Below are 23,202 nucleotides of genomic sequence, written 5' to 3' on the forward strand. Positions count from 1 at the left end.
GATGACCAAGCCGCGTGAGCCGAACGGCGTCGAGCCATCCCGTTCCGAGGACGACATCCAGCGCGAACAGCTTGGTCCCCGCGGCGTGCCCGGTGCGCCTGATCCGGCCAAGATGACGCCGCAGCGCGAGAAGAAGACGCCGAAGCATATCGATCCCGGCCACACGGCGTGACGCGGCTTGGCGCAACATGATCAGACGATCAGCCGCCCGCGCCGCGCGGCAATCCCGATCGTGACCTCGGCACCGGCGTTGAAGTCGAGGCGGTCGGCTTCAATGCCGTCGCTGAAGATGACGCCGTTCTCCGCCATCAGCGAGCGGATGCGCAATTGGTCCGCCGACGCGAGCCGGCCGCAGACGAGATGGGTCTGCGAATGGCGGCTGGGGAAGGGCTCGCGCACCGCAAAACGCAGCTCGGCTGCGTCCCAGGGCAGGGCGTCGTAACTGCTCAGCGGCGGAGGCTGCCCAAAGCTGCCGGCAATGGCCAGCGAGCCGGTCACAATGCTCTTGAACCAGGCGGTCGATCCGAGCCCGGTCGAGACGATCAGTCCGCTCGAAGATTGCCGTTCCGTCGCCCCGCCGGCCGCAATCTCGTAGATCGCGGAGACATGCGTGCGGGCGCCGATGAAGAGGTCGTTGACGGCGTGGAGCACCTGGCCGTCGTTGAGCCGTGCTTCCGCCATCGTCACGGCCTGGCTGCTGCGCTTCTCAGTGGCGACCTCCGGCAGGAGCTTGGCGAGGTCGTGCGGCGCAAAGGGCAGGAGGATGCCGTCGTGGCGCGCGGGATCCGGATTGAGCCCGATCAGCGGATGGTCGTTCAGATATTTCATCGTGTTGGCGACGACGCCGTCCTGGCCGAGCGCGACCACGATGTCATCAGGCCCGAAGAGGAAGTTCGGCAGGAAGCCGCGGTCGATGACCTGATAGCGCCCCCATTGCTCCAGCACTTGCAGCGTCGTGTGACGCTGCGCACGATAGACCTCGTGCTCGCGCTCATAGTCGGAGAAGTCGGCGCCGAGATGTTCGACGTAGAAGCGGGCCTGCGCCGCCGTCAGGTGGCGCGCGATCAGGTCCTCTAACCTGGTCTTGCGCGTCACCAGCACCACCTTGCGGTCATTGGCGGCGGGCATTGGCGGCCTCCGTCGGCTTCGGCTTCTCCATCAACTGGCTGAGCAGGTCCGGCGAGACGTTGAGCTGGCCGATCTTCTCGGCCTTCTCGGCAATGCCAGAGAAGGCTTGCGCGATCAGCTGACCCGGCTGCATGCCGGCGGCGGCAAGCGCCTGGATCACGCGGGTGTCGACGCCCTCGAAGATCTTCATCAGCGCGCCGACGCGGTAGGCCTCGGCGTCGGCCAGGGTCCTGGTATTGTCGGCATTGAGGCCGACGAAATCCTTGCGCTTGCCTTCCAGCACGATGTCCGCGGCCATGCCGGCCTCGCGCAGCTCATTGCGCTTTGCGGCAACGCTCGCCTCGGCATCCATCTGGGTCTCGCGAATTGACCGCTTCTTCTGCTCGACCGCGATCTCGGTGTCGAGTTCGCTCTCGCGAATGGCACGCTCCTGCTCGACGGCGAAGTTGCGCCGGGCGAAGATGGCTTCGTCCGCGTTCTTCAGGATCGCTTCGCGCGCTTGCGCCTCCAGCGCCTTTGCGGTGTCCGGCGTCGGCTTGATGCCGCGGATCGACACGCCGAGGATTTCGAGGCCGAGAGCGGCGATGTCCGCGCGCGCCCTCAAGCCGCCCGCGATGATGTCGGCGATGCGGTCGGACGCCTGCAACGCGTCCCTCAGCGTCAGTTCCTTCACCGCTTGCTGGGCGAGGACCTCGACCGTGCCGAGGATGCGTTCCGGCAGCTTTTCCGGATCGTCGCTCGCATAGGTCTTGCCGTCAGCCTTCAGGGTGAAGTCGAGCATTGATGCCGCCTTCTTCGGGTCGCTGACGCGATAAGTCACCTGACCCTGCACGGTCAGCGTCTGAAAGTCGCGCGCGGTCTGCTCGAAGATGAACGAGGCGTCGCGGCTGCCGATCGGCACCGCGACCAGCATGGTCACCGGCGCGTAATACAGCGCGGAAAGACCAGCACCCTCGGCGACGATCGCGCCGGCGCGATACTTCATCAGATAGGTGGTGGGCTGGGCCTTGATGAACCTCACGCCGAACATGTCCGTCTCCGATGGTCGTTATAAGTGTGCCTGAGCAACTAAGTAAGTTGGACTGTACAACTAACTATGCTACTGTCAAGTCCGAACAGGGGGAGGCTGCCGATGGCGGGCGAAGGTCGGGCTGAAGGGTCTGGTAAATCGGGGCAATTGGACTTCCCACGACCCCTGACCACGGTCGATGTCGTGATCTTTACGATCCTCGACGACAGCCTTCAGGTGCTGCTGATGCAGCGCCCGGCCGGCGAGGGCGAGCCGTTTCCGCTCAGCTTGGCGCTGCCGGGCGGCTTCGTGGACGTCACGAAGGACCGCGACCTCGCGGCTTGCGCCGCCCGCAAGCTGAGGGAGAAGACCGGGGTCACCAGCCCTTATCTGGAGCAACTCGGAAGCTGGGGAAGCGCGACGCGCGATCCGCGCGGCTGGTCGGCGACACACGCCTATTTCGCGCTGATCCCGGCGGACGCAAGCGTGCTGGCGAACGATGCGCGGTGGTTTCCGATTCGAGGCGGAAGGCTCAAGGACAAGCTCGCCTTCGATCACGGCGACATCCTGGCGACCGCGATCCAGCGCCTGCGCAACAAGGTGGAGTACACCTCGCTGCCGGCCTATCTGATGCCGGCGGAATTCACGCTGCCGGATCTGCAGCGCGTCTACGAGATCGTGCTCGACCGTCCGCTCGAGAAAAGCGCGTTCCGGACCCGGATCCTGGCGGCCGACATGATCGAGCCGGTCGCGAAGATGCGGCGCGGCCCGAACCGCCCGGCGCAACTCTACCGCCTGAAGAAGGGCAGCGAGCCCGTGTATTTCGTGCGGACGTTCAATCCGCCGGAATGAGCGTGGTCCTGCGCCGCTCTGCGGCTGGCGCCGCGGTGCCATTCGGAACCGGCATGCCCGTGGCCTCGGTCTGCAGGTAAGACATTGGTCGCCGGCGCGATCTGCGCCTGGCAGGCAGGCGAACGTTTGGAATGCGGTTCTTGAAATCTGACAGCAGGCTGATCGGCGTCCTGCTGGTGCTCGTCATCACGCAGCTGGTCGGATGGGGCACGATCGGGCTTCCCGCCATCGTCGGGCGCGATCTCGCCGCCGATCTCGGCATGAGCCTGCCGGCGGTGTTCGCCGGAACATCCGTTCTCTACGTCTCGATGGGGCTGTGTGCGCCGTGGCTTGCCAGATCGTTTGCGCGGCATGGCGCGCGGACGGTCATGATGGTCGGCACGGTCGTCACCGCGCCGGGCTTCGTGCTGCTGTCGCTGGCGCGCGAGCCGATGCTCTATTTCGCCGCCTGGATCGTCCTCGGTATCGCCGGCAGCGCCACGCTGTCGACCGGCGCCTATATCATGCTGAACGAGGTCGCGGGGCGGCAGGCCAAGAACGCGATCGGGGCCTTGATGCTGGTGACGGGCCTGTCCAGCAGCATCTTCTGGCCGACGACCTCGTTCCTCAGCGGGCACCTCGGCTGGCGGGGGACGTGCCTGGTTTACGCGGCCATGCTCACCCTCGTGTCGCTTCCGCTCTATGCATTCGTGGCGCCGCGCCGGAGACTTGCGAAGGACGATGGCGGCACGCTGGCCAGGTCTGCCGATGTGCCCGCGATTCCGAGGAGCACGTTCGGCCTCGTCGTCGCCGCGATCACGCTCAACGCCTTCGTCAATTTCGGCATCAGCGCCATCATGATCGAGCTGTTGCGGGCGGAGGGGCTGGCGCCGGCGCAGGCACTCCTCTTCGGCTCCATACTGGGCGTGATCCAGGTCAGCGCCCGCGGGCTCGATCTCCTCGGCGGCGGGCGGTGGGACGGGATCACGACCGGGCTCGTCGCGGGCACGGCACTGCCCGTCGCGATGCTGCTGCTGATGCTGAGCGAGGGCGCGACCTGGGCGGTCGCGGTCTTCATCCTGCTCTATGGCGCCGGCAGCGGCGCCATGGCGGTGGCGCGGGCGACCATCCCGCTCGTGTTCTACGACCAGGCCGAGTTCGCCAAGGCGATGTCGATGATCGCGCTGCCGCTCAATCTGGCGTCCGCGATCTCGCCGCCGCTTCTGGTCGGCCTGCTCACCCAATTCGGCAGCCGCGGCGCGCTTGGGCTCACGCTGGTGTTCTCCTGCGCGACGGTGCTGATCCTGGTCCTGCTCGGCCGGCGGCGGCCGCGGGTTGCGGCGGCAGCCGTGACCTGAGCCGATCAGGCAATATTCGCGGCGTGGAAAGTTGCGGACAGGAATTCGCTTGCTGCCGGAGCCGGGGATAGCCGTATGCCGCCAGTGCAGTGCTCAAGGCGCCAAAATAGTGTATCCGCTGGGGAGCGCGGCCGCTCAGAGCCGCCGCGCCAAGATCCAGTTCCCCGGAGGAAATCGACATGTCGGCCTTGCCGCTCTCAGGCATCAAGATCCTTGACCTCACGCGCGTGCTTGCCGGACCCTTGTCGGCCCAGATGCTGGGCGATTTGGGCGCGGAGGTGATCAAGATCGAGCGGCCGGGCACCGGCGACGACGCGCGCGCCTTCGGCCCGCCTTACCTGACCGATCCGGAAGGCAAGGCCAACAACAACAATTCCTTCTATCTCTGCGCCAACCGCAACAAGAAGTCGGTCACCGTCAACATCGCCAAGCCCGAGGGGCAGGCGATCATCCGCGAGCTCGCCAAGGACGTCGACGTCTTCATGGAGAATTACAAGGTCGGCGATCTCAAGCGCTACGGCCTCGACTACGAGACGATCAAGGCGATCAACCCCGGCATCATCTATTGTTCGGTGACCGGCTTCGGTCAGACTGGACCGTATGCGCCGCGCGCCGGCTATGACGCGATCCTGCAGGCGATGGGCGGCCTGATGAGCGTCACCGGTCATATCGACGGCGAGCCCGGCGAGGGCCCGATGAAGGTCGGCCCGTCGATCGTCGACTACATGACCGGCATGAACACCTCGATCGGGATTCTCTCGGCGCTCTATCATCGCGACGTCAACGGCGGCGAGGGGCAGCATATCGACGTCTGCCTGTTCGACACCGTCATCGCCTCGCTGTCGCACTGGCTGCAGATCTACCTCGTGAACGGCAAGACGCCGCCGCGCCGCGGCACCTGGGGCAATGGCGGCATGCCGGCCGGCGTGTTCCGCTGCACCGACGGCGAGCTGATGCTGGTGGTCGGCAATGACGGCCAGTTCCAGCGCACCTGCGCCGTGCTCGGCGCGCCGGAGCTGGCGACCGATCCGCGCTTCCTCAAGAACAACGACCGCGTCGTGCACGGCAAGGAGATCATGGCGATCTTCGCCGGCCTGTTCCTGAAGCAGCCGGTGGCCTACTGGCTGGACAAGCTGGAGGAGGCCGGCGTGCCCTCGGGCCCGATCAACAATTTCGAGCAGGTGTTTTCCGATCCGCACGTCCAGTCGCGCGGCATGCGGGTGAAGACCGAGCACAAGTTCGAGCCCGAGCTCTCGCTGATCCGCAACGCGCTGACCCTGTCGGGCACCCCCATCACCGAATATCGCGCGCCGCCGCTGTTAGGGGAGCACACGCAGGAGGTGCTCGGCGGCAAGCTCGGCTATGACGCCGGCAAGATCGAGACGCTGAAGCAGCAGGGGATCATCTAGGCTTGTCTTCGCCACTCCCCGCGTGCGGGGAGAGGCCGGATTCGAGCGGAGATCGAATCCGGGTGAGGGGGACTCTCCACGAGTCCAACTCGCACCGTCCTTGCGGAGAGTCCCCCTCACCCCAACCCTCTCCCCGCAAGCGGGGCGAGGGGGCGCAGCTACTCTGCGGCAACGCGTTCAGTTAAACTCATTGAGTTGCGAAGCGGAGGAATTCCATGACATCAGGCAAAACCATCATCACCTGCGCCATCACGGGCAACCTCACAAAACCCGAGCAATCGCCGTATCTGCCAATCACCCCCGAGCAGATCGCGACCTCCGCGCTGGAAGCCGCCGAGGCCGGTGCCGCCATCGTCCACATCCATGTGCGCGATCCCGCGACGGGGCGGCCCTCGATGGAGATCGATCTCTACCGCGACGTGGTGGCGCGCATCCGCGCCCGCAACACCTCGCTCGTCATCAACCTGACGACCGGCCCCGGCGGCCGCTTCGTGCCCTCGGTCGAAGACCCCCGCGTCGCCGGCCCCGGCACCACGCTGCTTGTCCCTGAGAAGCGCGTCGAGCATATCGAGCTGCTCAAGCCCGACATCTGCACGCTCGACCTCAACACCATGAATTCCGGCGGCGAGGTCGTGATCAACACGCCGCGCAATGTCCGCATCATGGCCGAGCGGATGAAGGCCGCCGGCGTGCTGCCGGAGATCGAGCTGTTCGATAGCGGCGACTGCCATCTGGCGCGCGACCTGTTCGCCGACGGCACGCTGAAGGGACCCGGCCTGTTCTCGCTCGTGCTCGGGGTGAAATACGGCTTCTCGGCGACGCCCGAGACCATGTTCTACGCCCGCAGCCTGCTGCCGCCGGGCGCGATCTGGTCCGGCTTCGGCATCGGCCGCGCCGAATTCCCGATGGTGGCGCAGGCCTATCTGCTCGGCGGCCATGTCCGGGTCGGCATGGAGGACAATCTCTATATGTCCAAGGGCGTGCTGGCGAAGACCAATGCCGAGCTGGTCGCCCATGCCGCGGGCATCCTCAAAAGCCTGGGCGCGAGCGTTGCGACAGCCGCGGACGCGCGCGCGATGCTGGGGCTTGCCTGAGGCTTGCCCGCCATCCCCAGATAATCCCGGTCCGTAGTCGCACAGGCTTCCGCTTTGCGCCCGACTCTGATTCGATCTCTCCAGTAATGTCGGGAGGGAAATGGATGTCCTACACGATCGGGTTCCAGGCCAAGGACCAGAAGGCAATTCTGGCGACCGAGGCGGCCACCGCCAATCAGGCCGTCGCCATCATTGCCGCACTGCGGCAGAGTGCCGAGGAGATCAAGTTCATCCGCTCGCCGCAGGAAGGCGAGATGGGCATCGAGATGCTGCTGCTGCTCGCCAAGGAAGAGGCCGAGGAGATGCCGCAGCGGGCCTGAGCCGCAACAACCACTCTTCGACGAAAAGCGAAGCATGCCGGCTGCAGGATAATGTAGTCAGGCGTCAGTTTCGCTCGAACCGAAGGTGGCTGCCATGAAACGCGAAGCGCTCCGCGTCGAACCGATCTCGACCTTTCTTGACCGCCGCAACGCACCGGTCTCGCCGGTGACGCGCGCCGGCAACATGATCTTTGTTGCCGGCCTGCCGCCGTTCGACCCAGAGACGGGCGAGATCGCGCAAATGCCGATCGAGCGGCAGAGCGAGATCGTCATGGAGCAGATGAAGCTGTGCCTCCAGACGGCCGGCGCCTCGCTCGACAACGTCATGAAGTGCAACGTCTACTGCACCTCGACGAAACATTTCGCCGCGTTCAACGCCATCTATGCGCGCTATTTCCCGATCGATCCGCCGGCGCGGATCTTCGTCTGCACGCCGGAATGGTTCGGTCCCTTCGACGTCGAGATCGACTGCATCGCGATGGCGTGATGGACTACCGCGCCGCCACCCTCGACGGCGCCTTTGCCTCGCTCCGTCCCGCCGTCAGCGCCATCGTCGCCACGCTGACCACGCGCGCGATCACGTCCTCGACGTCGTCGAGGTCGCATTTGCCTTCCCACAGTTTCGTCAGCCGCTCGCTTTCGCGGATGGTGTGGTGCGCCATCGCGAGCGCGAAGTTGAGGCCCCAGTAGATATCGACGTCGCTGCGGTCGGGCAGGGCGCGGCGCATCGCGCCGGCGAATTTGCGCAAATGGTCGATCTCGCGGTTCTTGATGCGGCGGATCGGCGGCACGGATTCGATCGAGGCGCGGATCATGAAGCGCGCCGCGGTGGAGCGCTGGTTCTCAGGGCCGAGGCAGCCGCGCAGCGTCGGTCCGACCAGCGCATGCAAGATCACCTCGATCGGCGCGCGGCCGCCGCCTTCTTCCTCTGCCGCCTTCAGTTCGCGCAGGCGCTCGCGGTTGGTGGCGATCGAGCGGGTGACGAACAATTCCGCGATCAGCTCGTCCTTCGAGCCGAAATGATAGTTCACCGCGGCGAGGTTGACGCCCGCCTCCGCGACGATGTCGCGCAGCGTCACGTCGCCAAAGCCGCGATCGGCATAGAGCCGTTCGGCGGCGGCGAGAATGGCAGATCTCGTATGATCGCTGGCCATGACCTTCATCCCGTCATTCCGGGGCTCGCGAAGCGAGAACCCGGAATCTCGCCCCACATTTCGAGATTCCGGGTTCAGCCCCTGCGGGCCGCCCCGGAATGACGTCGTGAGCGAGGGAGTTGCAATTCAAACAGTTGTATGAAACTATCGTTTGAAGGCCGGAGATGTCAATCGCAATCGGGATTGGTTCGCAACTCGCGAAGCCGGTTCCGAAGCGCCCGCAAGCCGCGCGCTTGCGGGCCGCGCAGCGGGAGGACGGTCCGGCGCAAAACAGGCTCGCGAAGCAAACAGGTTCGCAAAGAGAGACGAGGAGCGTCCCATGGATTTCGATCTGTCCCCCAAGCAGAAGGAATGGCTCGACCGCGTGCGGTCTTTCATGGCCAAGCACGTGCGCCCGGCGGTGCCGATTTATGATCAGCAGGATCACGCCGGCGAGCGCTGGAAGGTGATCCCCATCCTCGAGGACCTCAAGAAGAAGGCGAAGGCCGAAGGCCTCTGGAACATGTTCATGCCGCCGAGCGAGCATGAGGACGACGAATTCCGCGGCGCGGGATTGACCAATCTCGAATACGCGCTGCTGTCGGAGGAGATGGGCCGCATCAGCTGGGCCTCGGAAGTGTTCAACTGTTCCGCGCCCGACACCGGCAACATGGAAGTGTTCATCCGCTACGGCTCGAAGGAGCAGAAGCGCAAATGGCTGCGTCCGCTGATGGACGGCGAGATCCGCTCCGCCTTCCTGATGACGGAACCTGCGGTGGCCTCGTCGGACGCCACCAACATCGAGACCCGCATCGAGCGCGACGGTGACCACTACGTCATCAACGGCCGCAAATGGTGGTCGTCCGGCGTCGGCGATCCCCGCTGCAAGATCGCGATCCTGATGGGCAAGACCGATTTCAAGGCGGCCAAGCATCAGCAGCAGTCGCAGATCCTGGTTCCGCTCGATACCCCCGGCATCAAGGTCGAGAAGATGCTGCCGGTGTTCGGCTTCGACGACGCCCCGCACGGCCACGCCCAGGTGCTGCTCGACAACGTGCGGGTGCCGAAGGAGAACATCCTGCTCGGCGAAGGCCGCGGCTTCGAGATCGCGCAGGGCCGGCTCGGTCCGGGCCGTATCCATCACTGCATGCGCACCATCGGCAAGGCCGAGGAGGCGCTGGAGAAGATGGTGAAGCGCCTGTCCTCGCGCAGCGCCTTCGGCAAGAAGATCGTCGAGCACTCTGTGTGGGAGCAGCGCATCGGCGATGCCCGCACCAACATCGAGATGACGCGCCTGCTCTGCCTCAAGGCTGCCGACATGATGGACAAGGTCGGCAACAAGACCGCGCAGGCCGAGATCGCCATGATCAAGGTCGCAGCGCCCAACATGGCGCTGAAGATCATCGACGAGGCGATCCAGGCTTTCGGCGGCGCCGGTGTCTCGGACGAGGCGGGCCTCGCCAAGGACTACGCCCACATCCGCACGCTCCGTCTCGCCGACGGTCCGGACGAGGTGCACAATCGCGCCATTGCCAGACTTGAGGTTCGGAAGTATGCAAATTCTCCCAATCATTGAGAGCGTTTTCCAGCGAAGTGGACACCGGTTCGCGCTAAGAAAACGCGTCAAAACAAGAAACTAGGGATACCGTTCCGATTTTTCGGAACGGAATCTCTGGAGGGAGAGCCGGGAGGCGCTCCCGATCTGAAGAAACGACAGGGCATGATGCGGTGACCGCTTGACGCAAGTGCGTCAGCGGTTACCGATTAGGATCATGCTCCGACCTGAAATGGTCAGGACTGAAGAGGGAGCGTCATCGTGGCTGACGGCGTCAGGAAAGACGAAGAGTTCTCGGGCACCAAGCCGGTCGAGGAGCGTCATCGCTTCGACGAACTGCGCCTGGAAGCCTGGATGCGCGACAACGTCGAAGGCTATGAGGGACCGCTGGTCGTGCTCCAGTTTAAGGGCGGCCAGTCCAATCCGACCTACCGGCTGAACACGCCGAACCGTTCCTACGTGATGCGCCGAAAACCGTTCGGCAAATTGCTGCCCTCGGCGCATGCGGTCGATCGCGAATATCGCGTGATCGCAGCGCTCGGCAAGCAGGGTTTCCCGGTCGCGCACGCCTATGCGCTGTGCCAGGACGACAGCGTCATCGGTGCGGCCTTCTACATCATGTCGATGGAGGAGGGCCGGGTGTTCTGGGATCCGACGCTGCCGAGCCAGGATGGCGACGCGCGGCGCAAGATCTTCACCAGCAAGATCGAGACGCTGGCGAAGCTCCATATGTACGATCCCACGGCGATCGGGCTCGGCGAGTTCGGCAAGCCCGGCAATTATTTCGCGCGGCAGATCGACCGCTGGACCAAGCAGTACCGGGCGTCCGAGACCCAGCACATTCCCGAGTTCGAGAAGGTCGCCGAATGGCTGCCCAAGACCGTGCCGGAGCAGGCGCGCGTCTCGATCGTCCACGGCGACTATCGTCTCGACAACATGATTTTCCACGCGACGGAACCGCGCGTGCAGGCCGTGCTGGACTGGGAGCTGTCGACGCTCGGCGATCCCATGGCCGACTTCACCTACCTGTTGATGCAGTGGATCATGCCGGGTCTGCAGGGCGCGGACCTCAAGGCGCTCAACATCCCGAGCGTGGAAGAAGCCGCGCAGATCTATTGCAACGTCACCAAGATGACGGTGCCTGATCTCAACTGGTACTTCGCCTACAATCTGTTCCGTCTCGCCGGCATCACGCAAGGCATCGCCGGCCGCGTCCGCGACGGCACCGCCGCCAACGCCAAGGCGCTGGAGTCCGCCAAGCGCACCGTACCGCTGTCGCAGGCCTCATGGGAATACGCGCAAAAGGCGGGCGCGGTGTAGAAATGACGAAGGCGCGGCCGATGTGGCCGCGCCTTTTTTCTTTGGGCCGCGTCGGTGTTTCCACACAGCCGCTGCCATTCCCCTCGAAGGCGGGCAAATCCAGTCTTCGTAGGGTGGGCAAAAGCGCGTAGCGCTGTGCCCACCATCTTTCAGCGTTCGCGGGCAGAGTGGTGGGCACGCTTCCGCTTTGCCCACCCTACGGCACCTACGATGCCGCCTTCGCACAATGCGCGATCAGTCTCTCCACAAACACCGCGCATTTCTCCAGCTCGGCCATCTCCACGAATTCGTCCGGCGTGTGCGCCTGTGCGATCGAGCCGGGGCCGATCACCACCGAGGGGATGTCGGCCATGCTGGCAAACAAACTCGCTTCGGTGCCGAAAGCGACCTTGGCGTGGTCGTTGCGCCCGGCAAGGCTCTTGGCGAGCGTGACGATCGCGGCGTCGGCGGCGGTGTCCAGGGCGGGGTAGTCGAGGATCTCCTCGAAATCGATGCCGCACTCCGGATGCTGCTTCTTCATCGCCGGTTCGAGTTCGGCCTTGGCCCAGGCGACGATCGCATCCGTCACCTCCCTGGACTCGGTGATGCCGATGCCGCGGCATTCGAAGTCCACCGTGCAGGTGTCGGGCACGATGTTCAGCGCGGCGCCGCCGTGCACGATGCTGGTGAGCAGCGTCGAGTGGGGAACGTCGTAGAGGCTGTCGCTCGCTCGCACGGCTGCGAGCGCCACGGCGCGGCGGCGGATCTCGACGATCAACTCGGCGGCATATTCGATCGCGTTGACGCCGTCGGGCGCGATCGAGGAGTGGCGGGCGAGGCCGCGAAAGGTCGCGCGCACGCCGTGCTTGCCCTTGTGGCCGATGATGACTTTCATCTCGGTCGGCTCGCCGATAAAGGCGCCGAGCGGTATGATCCGTTTCTTCGCGACCTCGCCGAGCATCGGGCGCACGCCGACGCAGCCGATTTCCTCGTCATAGGAGATCGCGAGATGAATCGGCGTTGCGAGCCTTGCTTCCAGCATCTCCGGCACCATGGCGAGGCACACCGCGACAAAGCCCTTCATGTCGGTGGTGCCGCGGCCATAGAGCTTGCCGTCGCGCTCGATCAGCTTGAACGGATCGTGGCTCCAGTCCTGCCCCACGACGGGCACAACGTCGGTATGGCCTGACAGCACGAAACCGGGGCGATCTTCAGGGCCGATCGTGACCCACAGCGAGGCCTTTTGCCCTGTTACGTCGACGATGCGCTCGCCCTTGACGCCGAACGCGGCGAGGTAGCTCTCGATATGGGCAATCAGGGGCAGGTTGGTGCGGTCGCTGACGGTGTCGAAGCCGACGAGGTCGGCGAGGAGTTTGCGAATACGGTCGGGTCTTGGGCTTGGCATTGTCTCGTTCTGTCAGGGAGTATGGAGGCTGAAGTGCTTGCAGGAACCATACCAACGTGAGGCCTCGTCGGGCAAATCAACATCGCAACCGTCATTCCGGGGTGATGTGCAGCATCGAGCCCGGAATCCATCGGTCCGCATCACGCGCTGCGAAATGAATTCCGGGTTCTTGCCTTCGTCGCGCCCCGGAATGACGAGGGGAGCCACAATCCCTTGCGTTGCCTGACGGGCAAAACACCCAAGGTATCGGTCAACGCATGGCGGCGAAAAGATTCCACTTTACCGAAATTCGGAAACGGCGTATGTGTCGCCGCAACCCGGCCCAAGGAAGAGGGGCGTATCGCGATCGTCACGAATGCGGGCTGGGCGGCGGTGGACGTGGGTGACATCGGCGCGAAGGGTTTTGCAGGGCGGAGAGCCGTGAGCAAAGACACCTCGCGCACACGACCGGTGTGATCGGCGTACGGCAAAATCGTGTGGTCCTGGCGCCCGGGGTCTGTGCGCCAAGTCTTGCGGTGATGGGTGTCGTCCAACCGGACGCATACGTCAGCCATCCGCAAGGCGACGGGGGCAATAGTGCAACGCTCCCCGGGGAGAGCACGACATAAGCCGTAAAACCACTGCGCAGGGAAGGCCGGGATGTCCTGGCTACACCTGTATGCCGCTGTGCAAACTTCTTACTCCAATTTCGCACAGTGGACCTCGGGTGCCAGCGGGCTCCCGGTCTTCCCTGCGCCCTCTTTCAATTATGAGGGTGAAGAGACGAAGCAAAGCTCGGGCGAGATGAGCCGCGAGGATGACGAACTATGTCTATCGTTGAACCAAGCTCTCGTGCCCCGGACGCTGCGCAGCAACGCTTCGCGTTGCAGCGTGTCCGGGACACGCGAGAGTTAAACCGGCTTGCCCGTATACGGCATCGACGCGGTGAGGCCGCCGTCGACCGGGAACGCCTGGCCGTTCACATACGAGGCTTCGTCGCTGGCCAGGAACAGGCCCATCGCCGCGAGCTCGTGCGGTTGGCCGGGGCGCTTGAGCGGATTGAGCTGGCCGATCTTGTCCTGGGTGCCGCGCTCCTTGGCGCGGTCGAAGATCGGTTTTGTCATGCCGGTCTCGATCAGGCCCGGGCACACCGCGTTGATGCGCACGCCGGTTCCGGTGAGCGAATACGCCGTGGTCTGCACCAGGCTGATCACGCCGGCCTTGCTCGCGGCATAGGGATGCCCGCTGGCGCCGGCCTTGAGGCCTGCGACGGACGCGGTCAGCACGATCGCGCCGGACTGCTGCTTCACCATATGCGGCATCGCATGCTTCACCGCGAGGAACGGCCCGATCAGATTGACGCGCAACACCTCCTGCCAATGCTCGACGGTTTGCTCGCCGAGCGGGACGAGGCCGCCGGAGACGCCGGCATTGGCCCAGATCACGTCGAGCCGGCCATGCGTCTTCACAGCGTTGTCGATCACGGCGATGACGTCCGTCTCAGAGCCCGCGTCGGCGATCATGGCTTCCGCGATGCCGCCGGCCTTCTTCACCTCGTCGACGGTCTCCTTCACCGCCTCGGTGCGATCGACCGCGATCAGCTTGGCGCCTTCCCGGGTGAACAGCAGCGCGGCGGCGCGACCGATGCCGCTGCCGGCGCCGGTGATGATGACGGATTTGCCTTGCAGGCGGCCCATGCGTTTCTCCCTGTGGTGCCTCGCGCGACGCTTGCCGCGCGACGGAATTTCAAACAAGATTTCAAACGGTAAAGTGTCTTGAGACACGTTCACACCTGACGTACAGCGACATCAAACGGGATGGAAGGGTTTCGATGGCAGGCGCAGACAAGCCCAATGTGGTCATGACACGGTGGTGGTGGGTCCGTCACGCGCCGGTGCGCAACGACGGCGGCAACATCTACGGGCAGAGCGACATCGCCTGCGACACCAGCGATACCTATGTGTTCAACGCTGTTGCCAAGGTGCTGCCACGCACGGCGGTCTGGTATTCGAGCAATCTGGTGCGCACGCACCAGACCGCGGAAGCGATCTGGGCGGCCGGCTTCCCAAGGCCTGCGTCGATGAAATGGGAAGCGGACCTTGCCGAGCAAAATCTCGGCCGATGGCAGGGCATGAACCGCGCCCAGTTCATCGCCAGCCGCCCCGTGGGCACGAGCTGGTTTGCCGACATCAACGAGCCCGCGCCCGGCGGCGAGAGCTTCATGGATCTCTACAACCGCACGCGCCGCACCATAGAGCGGATCAACGCCGAGGCGGCAGGCCAGGACATCATCGCGGTCGCGCATGGCGGCACCATCAAGGCGGCGCTGGGGCTCGCGCTCGACGGCCAGCCGGAGCGGGGATTGTCGTTCGACATCGACAATTGCTCGGTGACGCGATTGGATTATTTCGCAACTCCCGAGCGCAAGGTCTGGCGGCTGCCGATGGTGAACCAGCAGCCGTGGATCGCGGATGCTGCGCATGCGGCGATGCATCAGCCGGCGGGACCGGAAGTCAAGAAGCTGGCGTGAGTAAGGCGTCATTCCGGGATGGTCCGAAGGACCAGGCCCGGAATCTCGACGTGAATACCAAAATCAATCTGGGAGAGAAACATGACCTTGTTCGACATGAAGGGGAAAGTCGCCGTCATCACCGGCTCGACGCGCGGCATCGGGCTTGCGATCGCCGAGCGCATGGCCGAGCACGGCGCCAAGGTCGTGATCTCCTCGCGCAAGGCCGATGTCTGCGAGCAGGTGGCCAAGGGCATCAACGACAAGTACGGCAAGGGCACCGCGGTCGCGGTTGCCGCCAACATCTCATCGAAGGAGAATCTGCAAAACCTCGTCGACGAGAGCAACCGCGCCTTCGGCAAGATCGACGTGCTGGTCTGCAACGCCGCCTCGAACCCGTATTATGGTCCGCTCGCCGGCATCTCCGACGATCAGTTCAGGAAGATCCTCGACAACAACATCGTCGCCAACAACTGGCTGATCTCGATGGTGGTGCCGCAGATGATCGAGCGCAAGGACGGCTCCATCATCATCGTCTCCTCGATCGGCGGGTTGAAAGGCTCGACCATCCTCGGCGCCTACGCCATCTCGAAGGCCGCCGACATGCAGCTCGCGCGCAACCTCGCCTGCGAATACGGCAAGGACAACATCCGCGTGAACTGCATCGCGCCCGGTCTGATCAAGACCGATTTTGCCAAGGCGCTGTGGGACAACCCGGAGAACCTGAAGGCCTCGACCGCGCGCTCGCCGCTCCTGCGCATCGGCATCCCCGACGAGATCGCGGGCGCCGCGGTGTTCCTGGGGTCCAGGGCCGGCGACTTCATGACCGGCCAGACCATGGTGATCGACGGCGGCGCGACGATCAGCTGAGGTCGACGACGCGCTGAGTTTCTCGTGTCCCGGACGCGGCGCAGCACGAAGTGCTGCTCCGCAGAGCCGGGACCCAGAAAGCCAAGAACGAGATCGCGGAGACGTGGGCCCCAGCTCAGCAACGCACCGCTACGCGCTGCGTTGCGTCCGGGGCACGAGAGCGGAGATTACTCCACCGCCGCGTAAACCAGATCCCGCACCAGCGTGCGGGTAAAATCGCGCTGGCCCGGGCCCTGGCTCATGAACACCGCGAACAGATCCTCCTTCGGATCGATCCAGAAGAACGTCCCCGCAATGCCGCTCCAGAAATACTGGCCGACGCTGCCGGGGAAGGGGGCGATACCGGCCTCTCGGCGCACCGCGAAGCCGAGACCAAAACCGTGGCCGGGCGAGAGCAGGGTGCCGTTGGTCTGAACCTGCGGCCCGAGGTGATCGGACGCCATCAGCTCCAGCGTCTTGCGGCCGATGATCCTGTGGCCGTCGAGCGTGCCGCCGTTGCGCAGCATCAGGCAGAAGCGGGCATAGTCCATCGTGGTCGAGACCAGGCCGCCGCCGCCGGACTCCATCACCGGTGCTTCGTGCATGTTGAACAGCGCGACCTTGTCGCCAGTCCAGGGATCGGCCGCGAAAGGCTCGGCGAGCCTGCCCGCATTGGCTTCGGAGGTCGAGAAGCCGGTCTCGGCCATCTGCAGCGGGGCGAGCACGCGTTCGGTGAGGAACGTGCCGAGCGACTTGCCGCTGACGACCTCGATGATGCGGCCGAGGATGTCGGTGGAGCGGCTGTAGTTGAATTCCGCGCCGGGCTGGCAGACCAGCGGGAAGCTCGCCACCAGGGCGGCGTGCTCGGCGTTGGTGATCTTGCGGCTGCGGACGCGGGACTCCTGGTAGAGCTTGTGCACGGGGCCGTCGCCCTGGTGCTCGTAGGTCAGGCCCGAGGTGTGGCGAAGCAGGTCCTGCACGGTCATCGGCCGCGCCGGCGGCACCAGCTCCAGCTTGCCGTCCTTGACGATGCCGACCTGCTGGCTGGCAAATTCCGGGATGAATTTTGCGACGGCGTCGCTGAGCAGGAGGTGGCCGTCCTCGACCAGCGCCATGATGGCGACCGAGACGATCGGCTTGGTCATCGAGAAGATCCGGAAGATCGAATCCCGCGCCATTGGCGCGGCGTCCGCCGGGCTCTGCCTGCCGAGCGCCTCGAACCAGCCGACCTGGCCGCGCCTCGCCACCAGCACGGTGAGGCCGGGAACGGTTCCCTTGTCGATCTCGCGCCTGAAGGCGTCCGACATGGCCTGGAGCCGCAGCCGCGACAGCCCGAGCGTCTCCGGGCGGGCCTCGGGCAAGGGCGGGGTCAGCGGCGTCGAGGTGGCTTTCGTGGCGGCTTGGGCGTTCATGGAGGCTCCCGGGCTCTTGTTTTTGGTCGATCGGAAAAGTGTGGCTCAGAAGCCCCGTGAAGAACAGATGCATTCGGCGCGGTGACATCTGCAGCGGACGCTCGGCATCGGGTCTTATGCACGGCAATACAATTCGGGGTAGACAGCAGCGGGCGGAACACCCTATTTTTGGGCCGGGCTGAGATTGGGTTACGGGGACAGGGGGCGTTGTTGAGATTGCTGCTGGGACTGGCGCGGATTGTCGCGCTGGGCGGAATGCTTGCGCTTGCGGGCTGCGTAACCGCCGCCAATAATTCGCTGTCGCAGAGCGACATAGCCGGCATGAAGCTGACCGGCGTTGCGGTCAGTTTTGCACCCGACGCACGCATACAGTGGGAGGACGGTCTCCGCGCCTATGCGGACTCGAAGGCGGTCAGCCTGGAGCAGGCGGCAACAATGGCCGACGCTCCGGAGGTAAAGGCTTTCGTTCAAGGCCTGCTGACGCCGCGGATCAAGGCCGGCGTCGAGCAGGTCTTGGCCGCTCGGCTGGCGGGCACGCGGCCGGTGCGGCTCGACATCCGGGTGAAGAGCTTGCTGTTCCCGTCAGCCATCCAGCGTGTCGTGATCGGCGGCCATCGCGGCATGATCGCGGACGCCAATCTCGTCGATGCCCGAACCGGTGCGCTGATCGTCGCCTATCCCGAGCTGAACGCAGCGCTCTATACCGGGCAGGGGATCGTTGGGGCGGCGGTGCAGGCTGCTATCGACAATAACGCGACGCAAACCCCGGTGGACAAGGTGAGCGTGCGCTACGGGGAGATCTACCGCAACTGGCTGCTGAAAGATGGGGGGGCCTAGCGCGAAGTACGCGCATGGCACTCGCTTCGCTCTTGCAATCCGGCCGCTCTCTGTGCTTGAAAGCGGCCCTGATCCTGGGGCGACGCAGGGTCCGTAGGAGTGTAGCTCAATTGGTAGAGCACCGGTCTCCAAAACCGGGGGTCGCAGGTTCGAGCCCTGCCACTCCTGCCAGTCAAATCAATCACTTAAGTCAGGTGCTGGCAGGATAGGGACGAGGGCGTCCCGCGGGCGAATCACCGCGCGCCTGCCCATCCGCTCGATTTCCCAAGCCCAAGCCCGACGAGGCCCTCGACTAGCGCGCCGGGGCCCGTTCCGCGTCGGTAGGAACCTGGCTGAGGTCGACGTGCCGGATGGGAACGCGGCGCAGCAGCGAGACGATGGTGCCGCCGAGCTCGAAATAGGTGCGCAGCCGCAGCGCACGGGAGGAGCCCTTCAGCTCCGCGTTCAGGCTCACGGGCACCTGCACATAGGTGAGGCCGAGCTGGAGCAGGGAGATCAACGCGCAGATCTGATAGCCGTAGCCGTCGGCCTTGACCGCGATCTGGCGCAGCCATTTCACGGGGTAGACGATCATGCTGTGGTAGTCGGACAGCCAGAAGCCGAACAGGCAGTTCAGGATGAACCGCAGCGAATGCGACTGCAGCGAGCGGTTGACCGAGCGGTCCGACTGGTTGTCGCGATAGGTGATGACGAGGTCGGCGGCGCCCGCCGCCTTGAACATCCGGGCAATACCCTCGTTCTGGAAGGCGTGATCGCCGGGAATGAGCGTGATGGCATCGAATTTCGCACGCGACAGCGCGTATTCGAAGCCGGCACCGACACCTCGCGGCTCGGCGTTATGTTGCACGACGATGCGCGGCTCGCCGGCCGCGAACTCGTCCATGATCGCGCCGGTGGCGTCGGTGCTGCCGTCGTCGATCAGGAAGATCTCGAAATCGTCGAGCAGCTCGCGGGCGAGCGGCAGCACGCCGTCAATGGTGTCGGCGATCTTGTCCTGCTCGTTCAGTGCAGGGATGACGATCGTAAGTCTCTTTGCCGCCCTGGAAGGTGTCATCTTATGCCGCCTGTTGCCGGCCACTCTTTACTGGTGGAACCCCAGCGCAACTCTAGGTCATCTGCGCCGACCGAACAATAAGGGGCCCGCAGATATGCCCTGCACAACCGGCACGAAACCGGCGATGTGTGTGTTCCCGGCAACTATTCGGAAAAATCATAGAGACTGGTATCGCCGATACCGAAGGCGCGGCGCAGCTGTCCGACGCGGCCTGCCATATTTCGGCCCGCCGCCGTCGCCGCGAAGTGTGAATCCACCGGTTCGACAAGGCCGCCGTCGACCAGGTTCCTAATTCGTCCCTGGAACAGATCTGGAACCTGCCGTTCGACGATTTCGGAAAGCGGAGCCTTCCGCTCGGGCCGGTCGACGATGCCGAGCAGAATCTCCAGGGAAACCGATTTGTACACTGCGCCAAAAGCGAACACGTAACCCATGACGCAAAAACCGAAAATCGACGCGGCGTCCCAATACTGGAATTCCGGGACGACGAGGATTCCGAGCATCACGCCGAGACCGTGGGTGAGGATCGCGGCGATCGCGAGCAGGGTCACGGCTCCAACCGGCCACCCGCGAGCGCGGGCCATGAGCTGCAAGGCAGGCGACAGCAGGACGAAGCTGACGGCGGCGAGGAATCCGACAACGAAGGACATCGCGGCCTCTTACCCAAGGCCCGTCGACAGACGAACGAGTTTGACGAGACGCGCGACCGCCACCCCCTTGGCCGTCGGAGCCAGCCTGCCGTCTGCAATGGTCAACATCCCCGCGCCGACCAGGAGCTTCAGGCGGTTGTGCGTGAAGGTGCCGAGATCTCCGCCCTGCATGTAGGCTACGGCCCATTGCTCCCAGGTGAGGGGACGCCCGGCCTTAACGAGTGCCGTGAGCAGCGTCAGCGTAAAGCCCCAGGCGAGCAGGCTGAACAGGATGTAGAAAAACATCATCGCAGTCGCGAGCAGGAACAAGCCGCCAAGCACGTCGTCATAATGGCGTTGACCGGGAAGCGCGAGACAGGCGATCGCGTAAAGGGCCAAGATGCTGATGCAGCCGAGCCGGAAGCGGCGGCCGGATCCGCCGGTGGCGGCGATGCGCGCGTAGCACAGCAACAGCAGCGGCAGCGCGACACTGAGACCAATCGCAGCGGCTTGCGCCGGGCCCGGGAGCATGTTCATTGCGGAAAATCGTCCCGGACGCCTCTGAGGCCCAGCCAGAGCAAAAGTCTATAAAAGGTCGCATTTTTCCGGTCAAGGGAGCCCATCATCCCGCCTTGCGGACGTCACGTGGGCGTGCGAATCCTGCCGGCGATGCCGTTCCTCCGTCCGAGATGTCCCCATTGCTGCGTGCGATAGTCGTCCTCCTCGTCGTGCTATTGGCTGCGCATGCGCCGATGCTCGTGAACGATGGTCTCTTCATGGACGACTGGCTGGTGCTCAAGCCGCGTCCCGACTATTTCATCAACATCGATTTCCTGCTGAACGGCGCCGGTCATCCGATCTTTTACAGCTACGACACGTTCGCGAACTGGACGAGCGCCCCGGTTGTCGTGATGGTCTCGCTGGCGTTCGCCGGGATCGTCTTTGGCGCAACATCGCTCGCGCTCACCGCAACGCGTCTCGGTCTGCTCGACCGCGCCGAGGCGGTCGGTTTCGCGCTGATCGTCTGGACCTATCCCGGCTATCAGCTTTGGGCGGGCAAGGCGAACGCGGTCTACGTCTTCAGCTTCGGATTGCTGTTCGTCGGCGCATGGCTGTTGACGCTGGCCTTCAGCGCCCGCGGCCTGCGGCGCACGCTGCTTCGCGTGGCCTGTGCGCTCGTGTTCCTCCTGAGCTTCGCGCTCAACTCGACGATCGTGCTCTATGCCTTCGTGATGCTGGGTCTCTTCGTTGCGATTTGGCGGGGCGGGAAGGCGACGGACGGTTTCGTTCGCCGCACATGGCTCGCAGCCTGGCGCTGCGCCCTGGGTTATCCGGAATTGATCCTGCTTCCTCTGATCTACTGGGGCACGCTCAATATCTGGTTCAAGCGGATCGGCGTGTACGCGCAGCACTATGATGCCCATTTCCCGACGCTCGGCGAGTTGGCGAAGGGATGGTTGGCATTCTTCATCACCGGCTACAGGGACGTCCTGGCCCACGCGTTGCGCGCGGCGATTGCCGTCCCGGGGCTGTTCATTTTGGCGGCGGTGCTCGTCGGCATCGTCTTGCTGCTGCTGCGCGCCGACCCGAAGCCGACCACGTCCGGAACCGCGATCGCCTTGCCGTTCGTGCTCGCCCTGGTCTTGTTCCTCGCATTGTCGTCACCCTATCTGATCGCCGGCCTGCGGCCGTCGTCGACGCATTTCTACGAGAGCCGTCATCTGCTGATGTTGGGTGTGCCGTCGGCGCTGGCGTTTCTCGCAATCAAGCGGCTGGCCGAACGTTGGACCAGTCCCAGCATCGCCTTTGCAGCCATATTCGGATCGGGCCTGATCATGTCGATCGGCATGCTGTGGAGCGACTACGTCTTCATGCAGGCGAGAACGCTGAAGCAGGAGGCCCTGACGCGCAACCTTGCCGGCCGCGCCCAGCCCGCGGCGACGGTCTATGCGCTCGATGACGGCTTTTTCGACTACCCCTCACGGCACGTGCCGTTCGGCCTCGCCGAGGTCACCGGCATGCTGCGACTTGCCTGGGGCAATCAGCCGTTCTTCGGATTTGCGCTGCGCGCCGAGCGGCCCGACATCCTGCGGGGAATGGACGAGGCGCGGACCGCTCCGGGAAGTGCATTCCATCATTTCGATCCGACGGGGCCGCAGGCGACGATCTCGTTCCAGCCGGGCCCGGGAGCCGCACCGAACCAGACCTTGGTGCGGAAGTACTATGCGTGCCGGTTCCTGGCGCGCTGCGATGTTGCAGAGTTCCTGGCTCAACTTGCGCAGGTCACGATCAAGCTTGGGCCCATCGCGGGCATTCTGCCGCTCGAGGGCGCAAGCAAGGATGCCGCGCCTAGCCGCTAGCCCGCTGTTTCCAGACGGTCTCCGCAAGCGCGATGTCGGTCACTGAATCCGCGCCGGAGGCCAAGGGTACGCCTCGCGCGGCGACGTCGGAAACGAAGGCGTCGGCCTGGCGCCGGAATGCCCAGCTCTTTTCGCCCGTCAGCCGCGTGCTCTGACCATCGTGATCGACGATGACCTCCGCCTCTTGCTCGGCGAAAGGTGGCGGCAATTCCAGGGTCACCGCACCGCGCTCGAAATCGATCGTCAGCCCTTCGCGCCAGCTGCCTTCGGAGCCGTTCACGAGATCCAGTGCGCAGGCGATGCCGTCGAAGTCGAGCGTGATGCGCCCGGCACCCGAAGCCTCGATCGCGCTTTCGGCGACCGTCGGCGACGAACCGAGCAGGTAGCGCGCCAGGTTGATGATATGGCTGAAGACGTTCAGAAAATTATCGTAGCCGGGACGCGCCGCGCGCGGCATCCAGTCGGGGCCATCCTGCCAGAGTTCAATCCCGTCCGGTCGCGCTTCGCCGGTCATCACGAAATTGTCGTGCGACCGGCCGGTGTCGCCGCCGAAGCACCAGCCCTCGGCCCGGACAATGCGTCCGAGCGACTGGTCTTCGCGCAGGCGCGTCAGCACCTGCAGCGCCCGCGCCACGCCGGCATCGTGACGCTTCATGTAGCCGATGCTGTAGACGAGGTTTTGCTGCCGTGCGGCTTCGACCAGCGAACTGGCCTGGGCCGTCGTGTAGGCCATCGGCTTTTCCGACAGCACGTGCCGCCCGCTGTTCAACGCGTCCAGGACGATCGGGCCGGTGGCACGACGCTTCGTCACGACGACGACGCCGGACACCGCGCTGTCCGCGAGGAGCTCCCGGTGCGTGCTGTAAACCCGGGGGATGCCGAACTTCTGCGCCGCGGCGGCGGCGAGGTCCGGCCGGAGATCGGCGATCGCGACGACGCGGCAGGCGGAATTGGCAGCAAAATTGGCGAGGTGGCACATCTGGCCGACCATGCCCGTTCCGATGATGCCAATGCCTGGCTTCACTGGCTACG

General features: G+C 64.7%; 23 protein-coding genes and 1 tRNA gene. 14 read left to right on the forward strand and 10 right to left on the reverse strand.

Annotation, left to right across the window (positions count from 1 at the left end; all coding sequences use genetic code 11):
• The first annotated feature begins 1 nt into the window (after position 1).
• On the forward strand, positions 2-172 hold the full coding sequence (locus tag CIT37_RS16565) for a hypothetical protein (protein ID WP_162832278.1): 171 nt from the start codon (positions 2-4) through the stop codon (positions 170-172).
• Between the two features lie 20 nt (positions 173-192).
• Here the strand turns inward: CIT37_RS16565 and CIT37_RS16570 are convergent, their stop codons facing one another.
• A complete protein-coding gene (locus CIT37_RS16570; RefSeq protein WP_028141057.1) occupies positions 193-1,128 on the reverse strand; it encodes a diacylglycerol kinase catalytic domain-containing protein in 936 nt (311 codons plus the stop codon).
• Entirely contained in the window at positions 1,112-2,158 is a 1,047-nt protein-coding gene (locus tag CIT37_RS16575) for an SPFH domain-containing protein (RefSeq protein WP_038950486.1), read from the reverse strand. The genes CIT37_RS16570 and CIT37_RS16575 overlap by 17 nt, the downstream gene beginning before the upstream one ends.
• 102 nt (positions 2,159-2,260) lie before the next feature.
• Between CIT37_RS16575 and CIT37_RS16580 the strand changes: the two genes are divergently transcribed.
• The 6 genes from CIT37_RS16580 to CIT37_RS16605 all read left to right on the forward strand — a co-directional run bounded on the left by CIT37_RS16580 (position 2,261) and on the right by CIT37_RS16605 (position 7,636).
• Positions 2,261-2,989: an NUDIX hydrolase gene (locus CIT37_RS16580; RefSeq protein ID WP_095426206.1), complete on the forward strand. Its 729-nt coding sequence runs from the start codon at positions 2,261-2,263 to the stop codon at positions 2,987-2,989.
• Between the two features lie 131 nt (positions 2,990-3,120).
• On the forward strand, positions 3,121-4,326 hold the full coding sequence (locus CIT37_RS16585) for an MFS transporter (protein ID WP_095426207.1): 1,206 nt from the start codon (positions 3,121-3,123) through the stop codon (positions 4,324-4,326).
• A gap of 179 nt (positions 4,327-4,505) precedes the next feature.
• Positions 4,506-5,735 (forward strand): CaiB/BaiF CoA transferase family protein, encoded by a 1,230-nt coding sequence (locus tag CIT37_RS16590; protein WP_038972344.1) that lies wholly within the window; start codon positions 4,506-4,508, stop codon positions 5,733-5,735.
• A gap of 215 nt (positions 5,736-5,950) precedes the next feature.
• Positions 5,951-6,829: a beta-keto acid cleavage family enzyme gene (locus tag CIT37_RS16595; RefSeq protein ID WP_095426208.1), complete on the forward strand. Its 879-nt coding sequence runs from the start codon at positions 5,951-5,953 to the stop codon at positions 6,827-6,829.
• Between the two features lie 104 nt (positions 6,830-6,933).
• Positions 6,934-7,149 carry a hypothetical protein gene (locus tag CIT37_RS16600; protein WP_028141051.1) on the forward strand — a complete coding sequence of 72 codons (216 nt, stop codon included), beginning with the start codon at positions 6,934-6,936 and terminating at the stop codon, positions 7,147-7,149.
• Between the two features lie 94 nt (positions 7,150-7,243).
• Complete coding sequence (locus CIT37_RS16605) at positions 7,244-7,636, forward strand: RidA family protein (RefSeq protein WP_028141050.1); 393 nt, start codon at positions 7,244-7,246, stop codon at positions 7,634-7,636.
• A gap of 4 nt (positions 7,637-7,640) precedes the next feature.
• Here CIT37_RS16605 and CIT37_RS16610 read toward each other — a convergent pair whose 3' ends face one another.
• On the reverse strand, positions 7,641-8,303 hold the full coding sequence (locus CIT37_RS16610) for a TetR/AcrR family transcriptional regulator (RefSeq protein WP_095426285.1): 663 nt from the start codon (positions 8,301-8,303) through the stop codon (positions 7,641-7,643).
• Between the two features lie 319 nt (positions 8,304-8,622).
• On the opposite strand from CIT37_RS16610, the gene CIT37_RS16615 reads away from it, so the two are divergent.
• Together CIT37_RS16615 and CIT37_RS16620 are read left to right on the forward strand one after the other, a co-directional pair.
• Positions 8,623-9,858: an acyl-CoA dehydrogenase family protein gene (locus CIT37_RS16615; protein ID WP_038950481.1), complete on the forward strand. Its 1,236-nt coding sequence runs from the start codon at positions 8,623-8,625 to the stop codon at positions 9,856-9,858.
• Positions 9,859-10,098: 240 nt separating this feature from the next.
• Positions 10,099-11,157, forward strand: a complete 1,059-nt coding sequence (locus tag CIT37_RS16620) for a phosphotransferase family protein (protein ID WP_095426209.1) — start codon at positions 10,099-10,101, stop codon at positions 11,155-11,157.
• 205 nt (positions 11,158-11,362) lie between these two features.
• On the opposite strand, the gene argE is transcribed toward CIT37_RS16620, so the two are convergent.
• The gene (gene argE / locus CIT37_RS16625) at positions 11,363-12,541 is read right to left on the reverse strand and encodes an acetylornithine deacetylase (protein ID WP_095426210.1); all 1,179 of its coding nucleotides are present in this window, start codon (positions 12,539-12,541) and stop codon (positions 11,363-11,365) included.
• A gap of 890 nt (positions 12,542-13,431) precedes the next feature.
• Complete coding sequence (locus CIT37_RS16630; protein ID WP_028141045.1) at positions 13,432-14,217, reverse strand: SDR family NAD(P)-dependent oxidoreductase; 786 nt, start codon at positions 14,215-14,217, stop codon at positions 13,432-13,434.
• 134 nt (positions 14,218-14,351) lie between these two features.
• On the opposite strand from CIT37_RS16630, the gene CIT37_RS16635 reads away from it, so the two are divergent.
• Both CIT37_RS16635 and CIT37_RS16640 read left to right on the forward strand, forming a co-directional pair.
• Entirely contained in the window at positions 14,352-15,050 is a 699-nt protein-coding gene (locus tag CIT37_RS16635; protein WP_028141044.1) for a histidine phosphatase family protein, read from the forward strand.
• Between the two features lie 81 nt (positions 15,051-15,131).
• Positions 15,132-15,899, forward strand: coding sequence for an SDR family NAD(P)-dependent oxidoreductase (locus tag CIT37_RS16640; protein ID WP_095426211.1), 768 nt, complete (start codon positions 15,132-15,134; stop codon positions 15,897-15,899).
• Positions 15,900-16,066: 167 nt separating this feature from the next.
• Here the strand turns inward: CIT37_RS16640 and CIT37_RS16645 are convergent, their stop codons facing one another.
• Complete coding sequence (locus CIT37_RS16645) at positions 16,067-17,290, reverse strand: serine hydrolase domain-containing protein (protein ID WP_095426212.1); 1,224 nt, start codon at positions 17,288-17,290, stop codon at positions 16,067-16,069.
• A gap of 210 nt (positions 17,291-17,500) precedes the next feature.
• Here CIT37_RS16645 and CIT37_RS16650 point away from each other — a divergent pair, with 210 nt between their 5' ends.
• Positions 17,501-18,127 carry a hypothetical protein gene (locus CIT37_RS16650; protein ID WP_038973059.1) on the forward strand — a complete coding sequence of 209 codons (627 nt, stop codon included), beginning with the start codon at positions 17,501-17,503 and terminating at the stop codon, positions 18,125-18,127.
• 95 nt (positions 18,128-18,222) lie between these two features.
• Positions 18,223-18,298 (forward strand) — tRNA-Trp (locus CIT37_RS16655).
• Positions 18,299-18,419: 121 nt separating this feature from the next.
• Here CIT37_RS16655 and CIT37_RS16660 read toward each other — a convergent pair.
• The 3 genes from CIT37_RS16660 to CIT37_RS16670 all read right to left on the reverse strand — a co-directional run bounded on the left by CIT37_RS16660 (position 18,420) and on the right by CIT37_RS16670 (position 20,347).
• The gene (locus CIT37_RS16660) at positions 18,420-19,181 is read right to left on the reverse strand and encodes a glycosyltransferase family 2 protein (protein WP_038950191.1); all 762 of its coding nucleotides are present in this window, start codon (positions 19,179-19,181) and stop codon (positions 18,420-18,422) included.
• A gap of 143 nt (positions 19,182-19,324) precedes the next feature.
• Positions 19,325-19,831 carry a hypothetical protein gene (locus CIT37_RS16665; protein ID WP_028141039.1) on the reverse strand — a complete coding sequence of 169 codons (507 nt, stop codon included), beginning with the start codon at positions 19,829-19,831 and terminating at the stop codon, positions 19,325-19,327.
• A 9-nt stretch (positions 19,832-19,840) separates the two neighbouring features.
• The gene (locus tag CIT37_RS16670) at positions 19,841-20,347 is read right to left on the reverse strand and encodes a hypothetical protein (RefSeq protein ID WP_028141038.1); all 507 of its coding nucleotides are present in this window, start codon (positions 20,345-20,347) and stop codon (positions 19,841-19,843) included.
• A gap of 152 nt (positions 20,348-20,499) precedes the next feature.
• Between CIT37_RS16670 and CIT37_RS16675 the strand changes: the two genes are divergently transcribed.
• Complete coding sequence (locus CIT37_RS16675) at positions 20,500-22,170, forward strand: hypothetical protein (protein WP_095426213.1); 1,671 nt, start codon at positions 20,500-20,502, stop codon at positions 22,168-22,170.
• On the opposite strand, the gene CIT37_RS16680 is transcribed toward CIT37_RS16675, so the two are convergent.
• Entirely contained in the window at positions 22,160-23,194 is a 1,035-nt protein-coding gene (locus tag CIT37_RS16680) for a Gfo/Idh/MocA family protein (protein WP_095426214.1), read from the reverse strand. The genes CIT37_RS16675 and CIT37_RS16680 overlap by 11 nt on opposite strands.
• Between the last annotated feature and the right edge of the window lie 8 nt (positions 23,195-23,202).

The sequence above is a fragment of the Bradyrhizobium ottawaense genome, assembly GCF_002278135.3.
Lineage (GTDB): Bacteria > Pseudomonadota > Alphaproteobacteria > Rhizobiales > Xanthobacteraceae > Bradyrhizobium > Bradyrhizobium ottawaense.

What these genes read in the sequence shown, in the direction of transcription:
- CIT37_RS16595 (WP_095426208.1), top strand. Translation starts at nt 5,951, where the DNA reads ATGACATCAGGCAAAACCATCATCACCTGCGCCATCACGGGCAACCTC.
- CIT37_RS16665 (WP_028141039.1), bottom strand. Translation starts at nt 19,831, where the DNA reads ATGTCCTTCGTTGTCGGATTCCTCGCCGCCGTCAGCTTCGTCCTGCTG.
- CIT37_RS16615 (WP_038950481.1), top strand. Translation starts at nt 8,623, where the DNA reads ATGGATTTCGATCTGTCCCCCAAGCAGAAGGAATGGCTCGACCGCGTG.
- CIT37_RS16580 (WP_095426206.1), top strand. Translation starts at nt 2,261, where the DNA reads ATGGCGGGCGAAGGTCGGGCTGAAGGGTCTGGTAAATCGGGGCAATTG.
- CIT37_RS16600 (WP_028141051.1), top strand. Translation starts at nt 6,934, where the DNA reads ATGTCCTACACGATCGGGTTCCAGGCCAAGGACCAGAAGGCAATTCTG.
- argE (WP_095426210.1), bottom strand. Translation starts at nt 12,541, where the DNA reads ATGCCAAGCCCAAGACCCGACCGTATTCGCAAACTCCTCGCCGACCTC.
- CIT37_RS16640 (WP_095426211.1), top strand. Translation starts at nt 15,132, where the DNA reads ATGACCTTGTTCGACATGAAGGGGAAAGTCGCCGTCATCACCGGCTCG.
- CIT37_RS16645 (WP_095426212.1), bottom strand. Translation starts at nt 17,290, where the DNA reads ATGAACGCCCAAGCCGCCACGAAAGCCACCTCGACGCCGCTGACCCCG.
- CIT37_RS16610 (WP_095426285.1), bottom strand. Translation starts at nt 8,303, where the DNA reads ATGGCCAGCGATCATACGAGATCTGCCATTCTCGCCGCCGCCGAACGG.
- CIT37_RS16570 (WP_028141057.1), bottom strand. Translation starts at nt 1,128, where the DNA reads ATGCCCGCCGCCAATGACCGCAAGGTGGTGCTGGTGACGCGCAAGACC.
- CIT37_RS16660 (WP_038950191.1), bottom strand. Translation starts at nt 19,181, where the DNA reads ATGACACCTTCCAGGGCGGCAAAGAGACTTACGATCGTCATCCCTGCA.
- CIT37_RS16585 (WP_095426207.1), top strand. Translation starts at nt 3,121, where the DNA reads ATGCGGTTCTTGAAATCTGACAGCAGGCTGATCGGCGTCCTGCTGGTG.
- CIT37_RS16575 (WP_038950486.1), bottom strand. Translation starts at nt 2,158, where the DNA reads ATGTTCGGCGTGAGGTTCATCAAGGCCCAGCCCACCACCTATCTGATG.
- CIT37_RS16675 (WP_095426213.1), top strand. Translation starts at nt 20,500, where the DNA reads ATGTCCCCATTGCTGCGTGCGATAGTCGTCCTCCTCGTCGTGCTATTG.
- CIT37_RS16605 (WP_028141050.1), top strand. Translation starts at nt 7,244, where the DNA reads ATGAAACGCGAAGCGCTCCGCGTCGAACCGATCTCGACCTTTCTTGAC.
- CIT37_RS16635 (WP_028141044.1), top strand. Translation starts at nt 14,352, where the DNA reads ATGGCAGGCGCAGACAAGCCCAATGTGGTCATGACACGGTGGTGGTGG.
- CIT37_RS16670 (WP_028141038.1), bottom strand. Translation starts at nt 20,347, where the DNA reads ATGAACATGCTCCCGGGCCCGGCGCAAGCCGCTGCGATTGGTCTCAGT.
- CIT37_RS16590 (WP_038972344.1), top strand. Translation starts at nt 4,506, where the DNA reads ATGTCGGCCTTGCCGCTCTCAGGCATCAAGATCCTTGACCTCACGCGC.
- CIT37_RS16630 (WP_028141045.1), bottom strand. Translation starts at nt 14,217, where the DNA reads ATGGGCCGCCTGCAAGGCAAATCCGTCATCATCACCGGCGCCGGCAGC.
- CIT37_RS16565 (WP_162832278.1), top strand. Translation starts at nt 2, where the DNA reads ATGACCAAGCCGCGTGAGCCGAACGGCGTCGAGCCATCCCGTTCCGAG.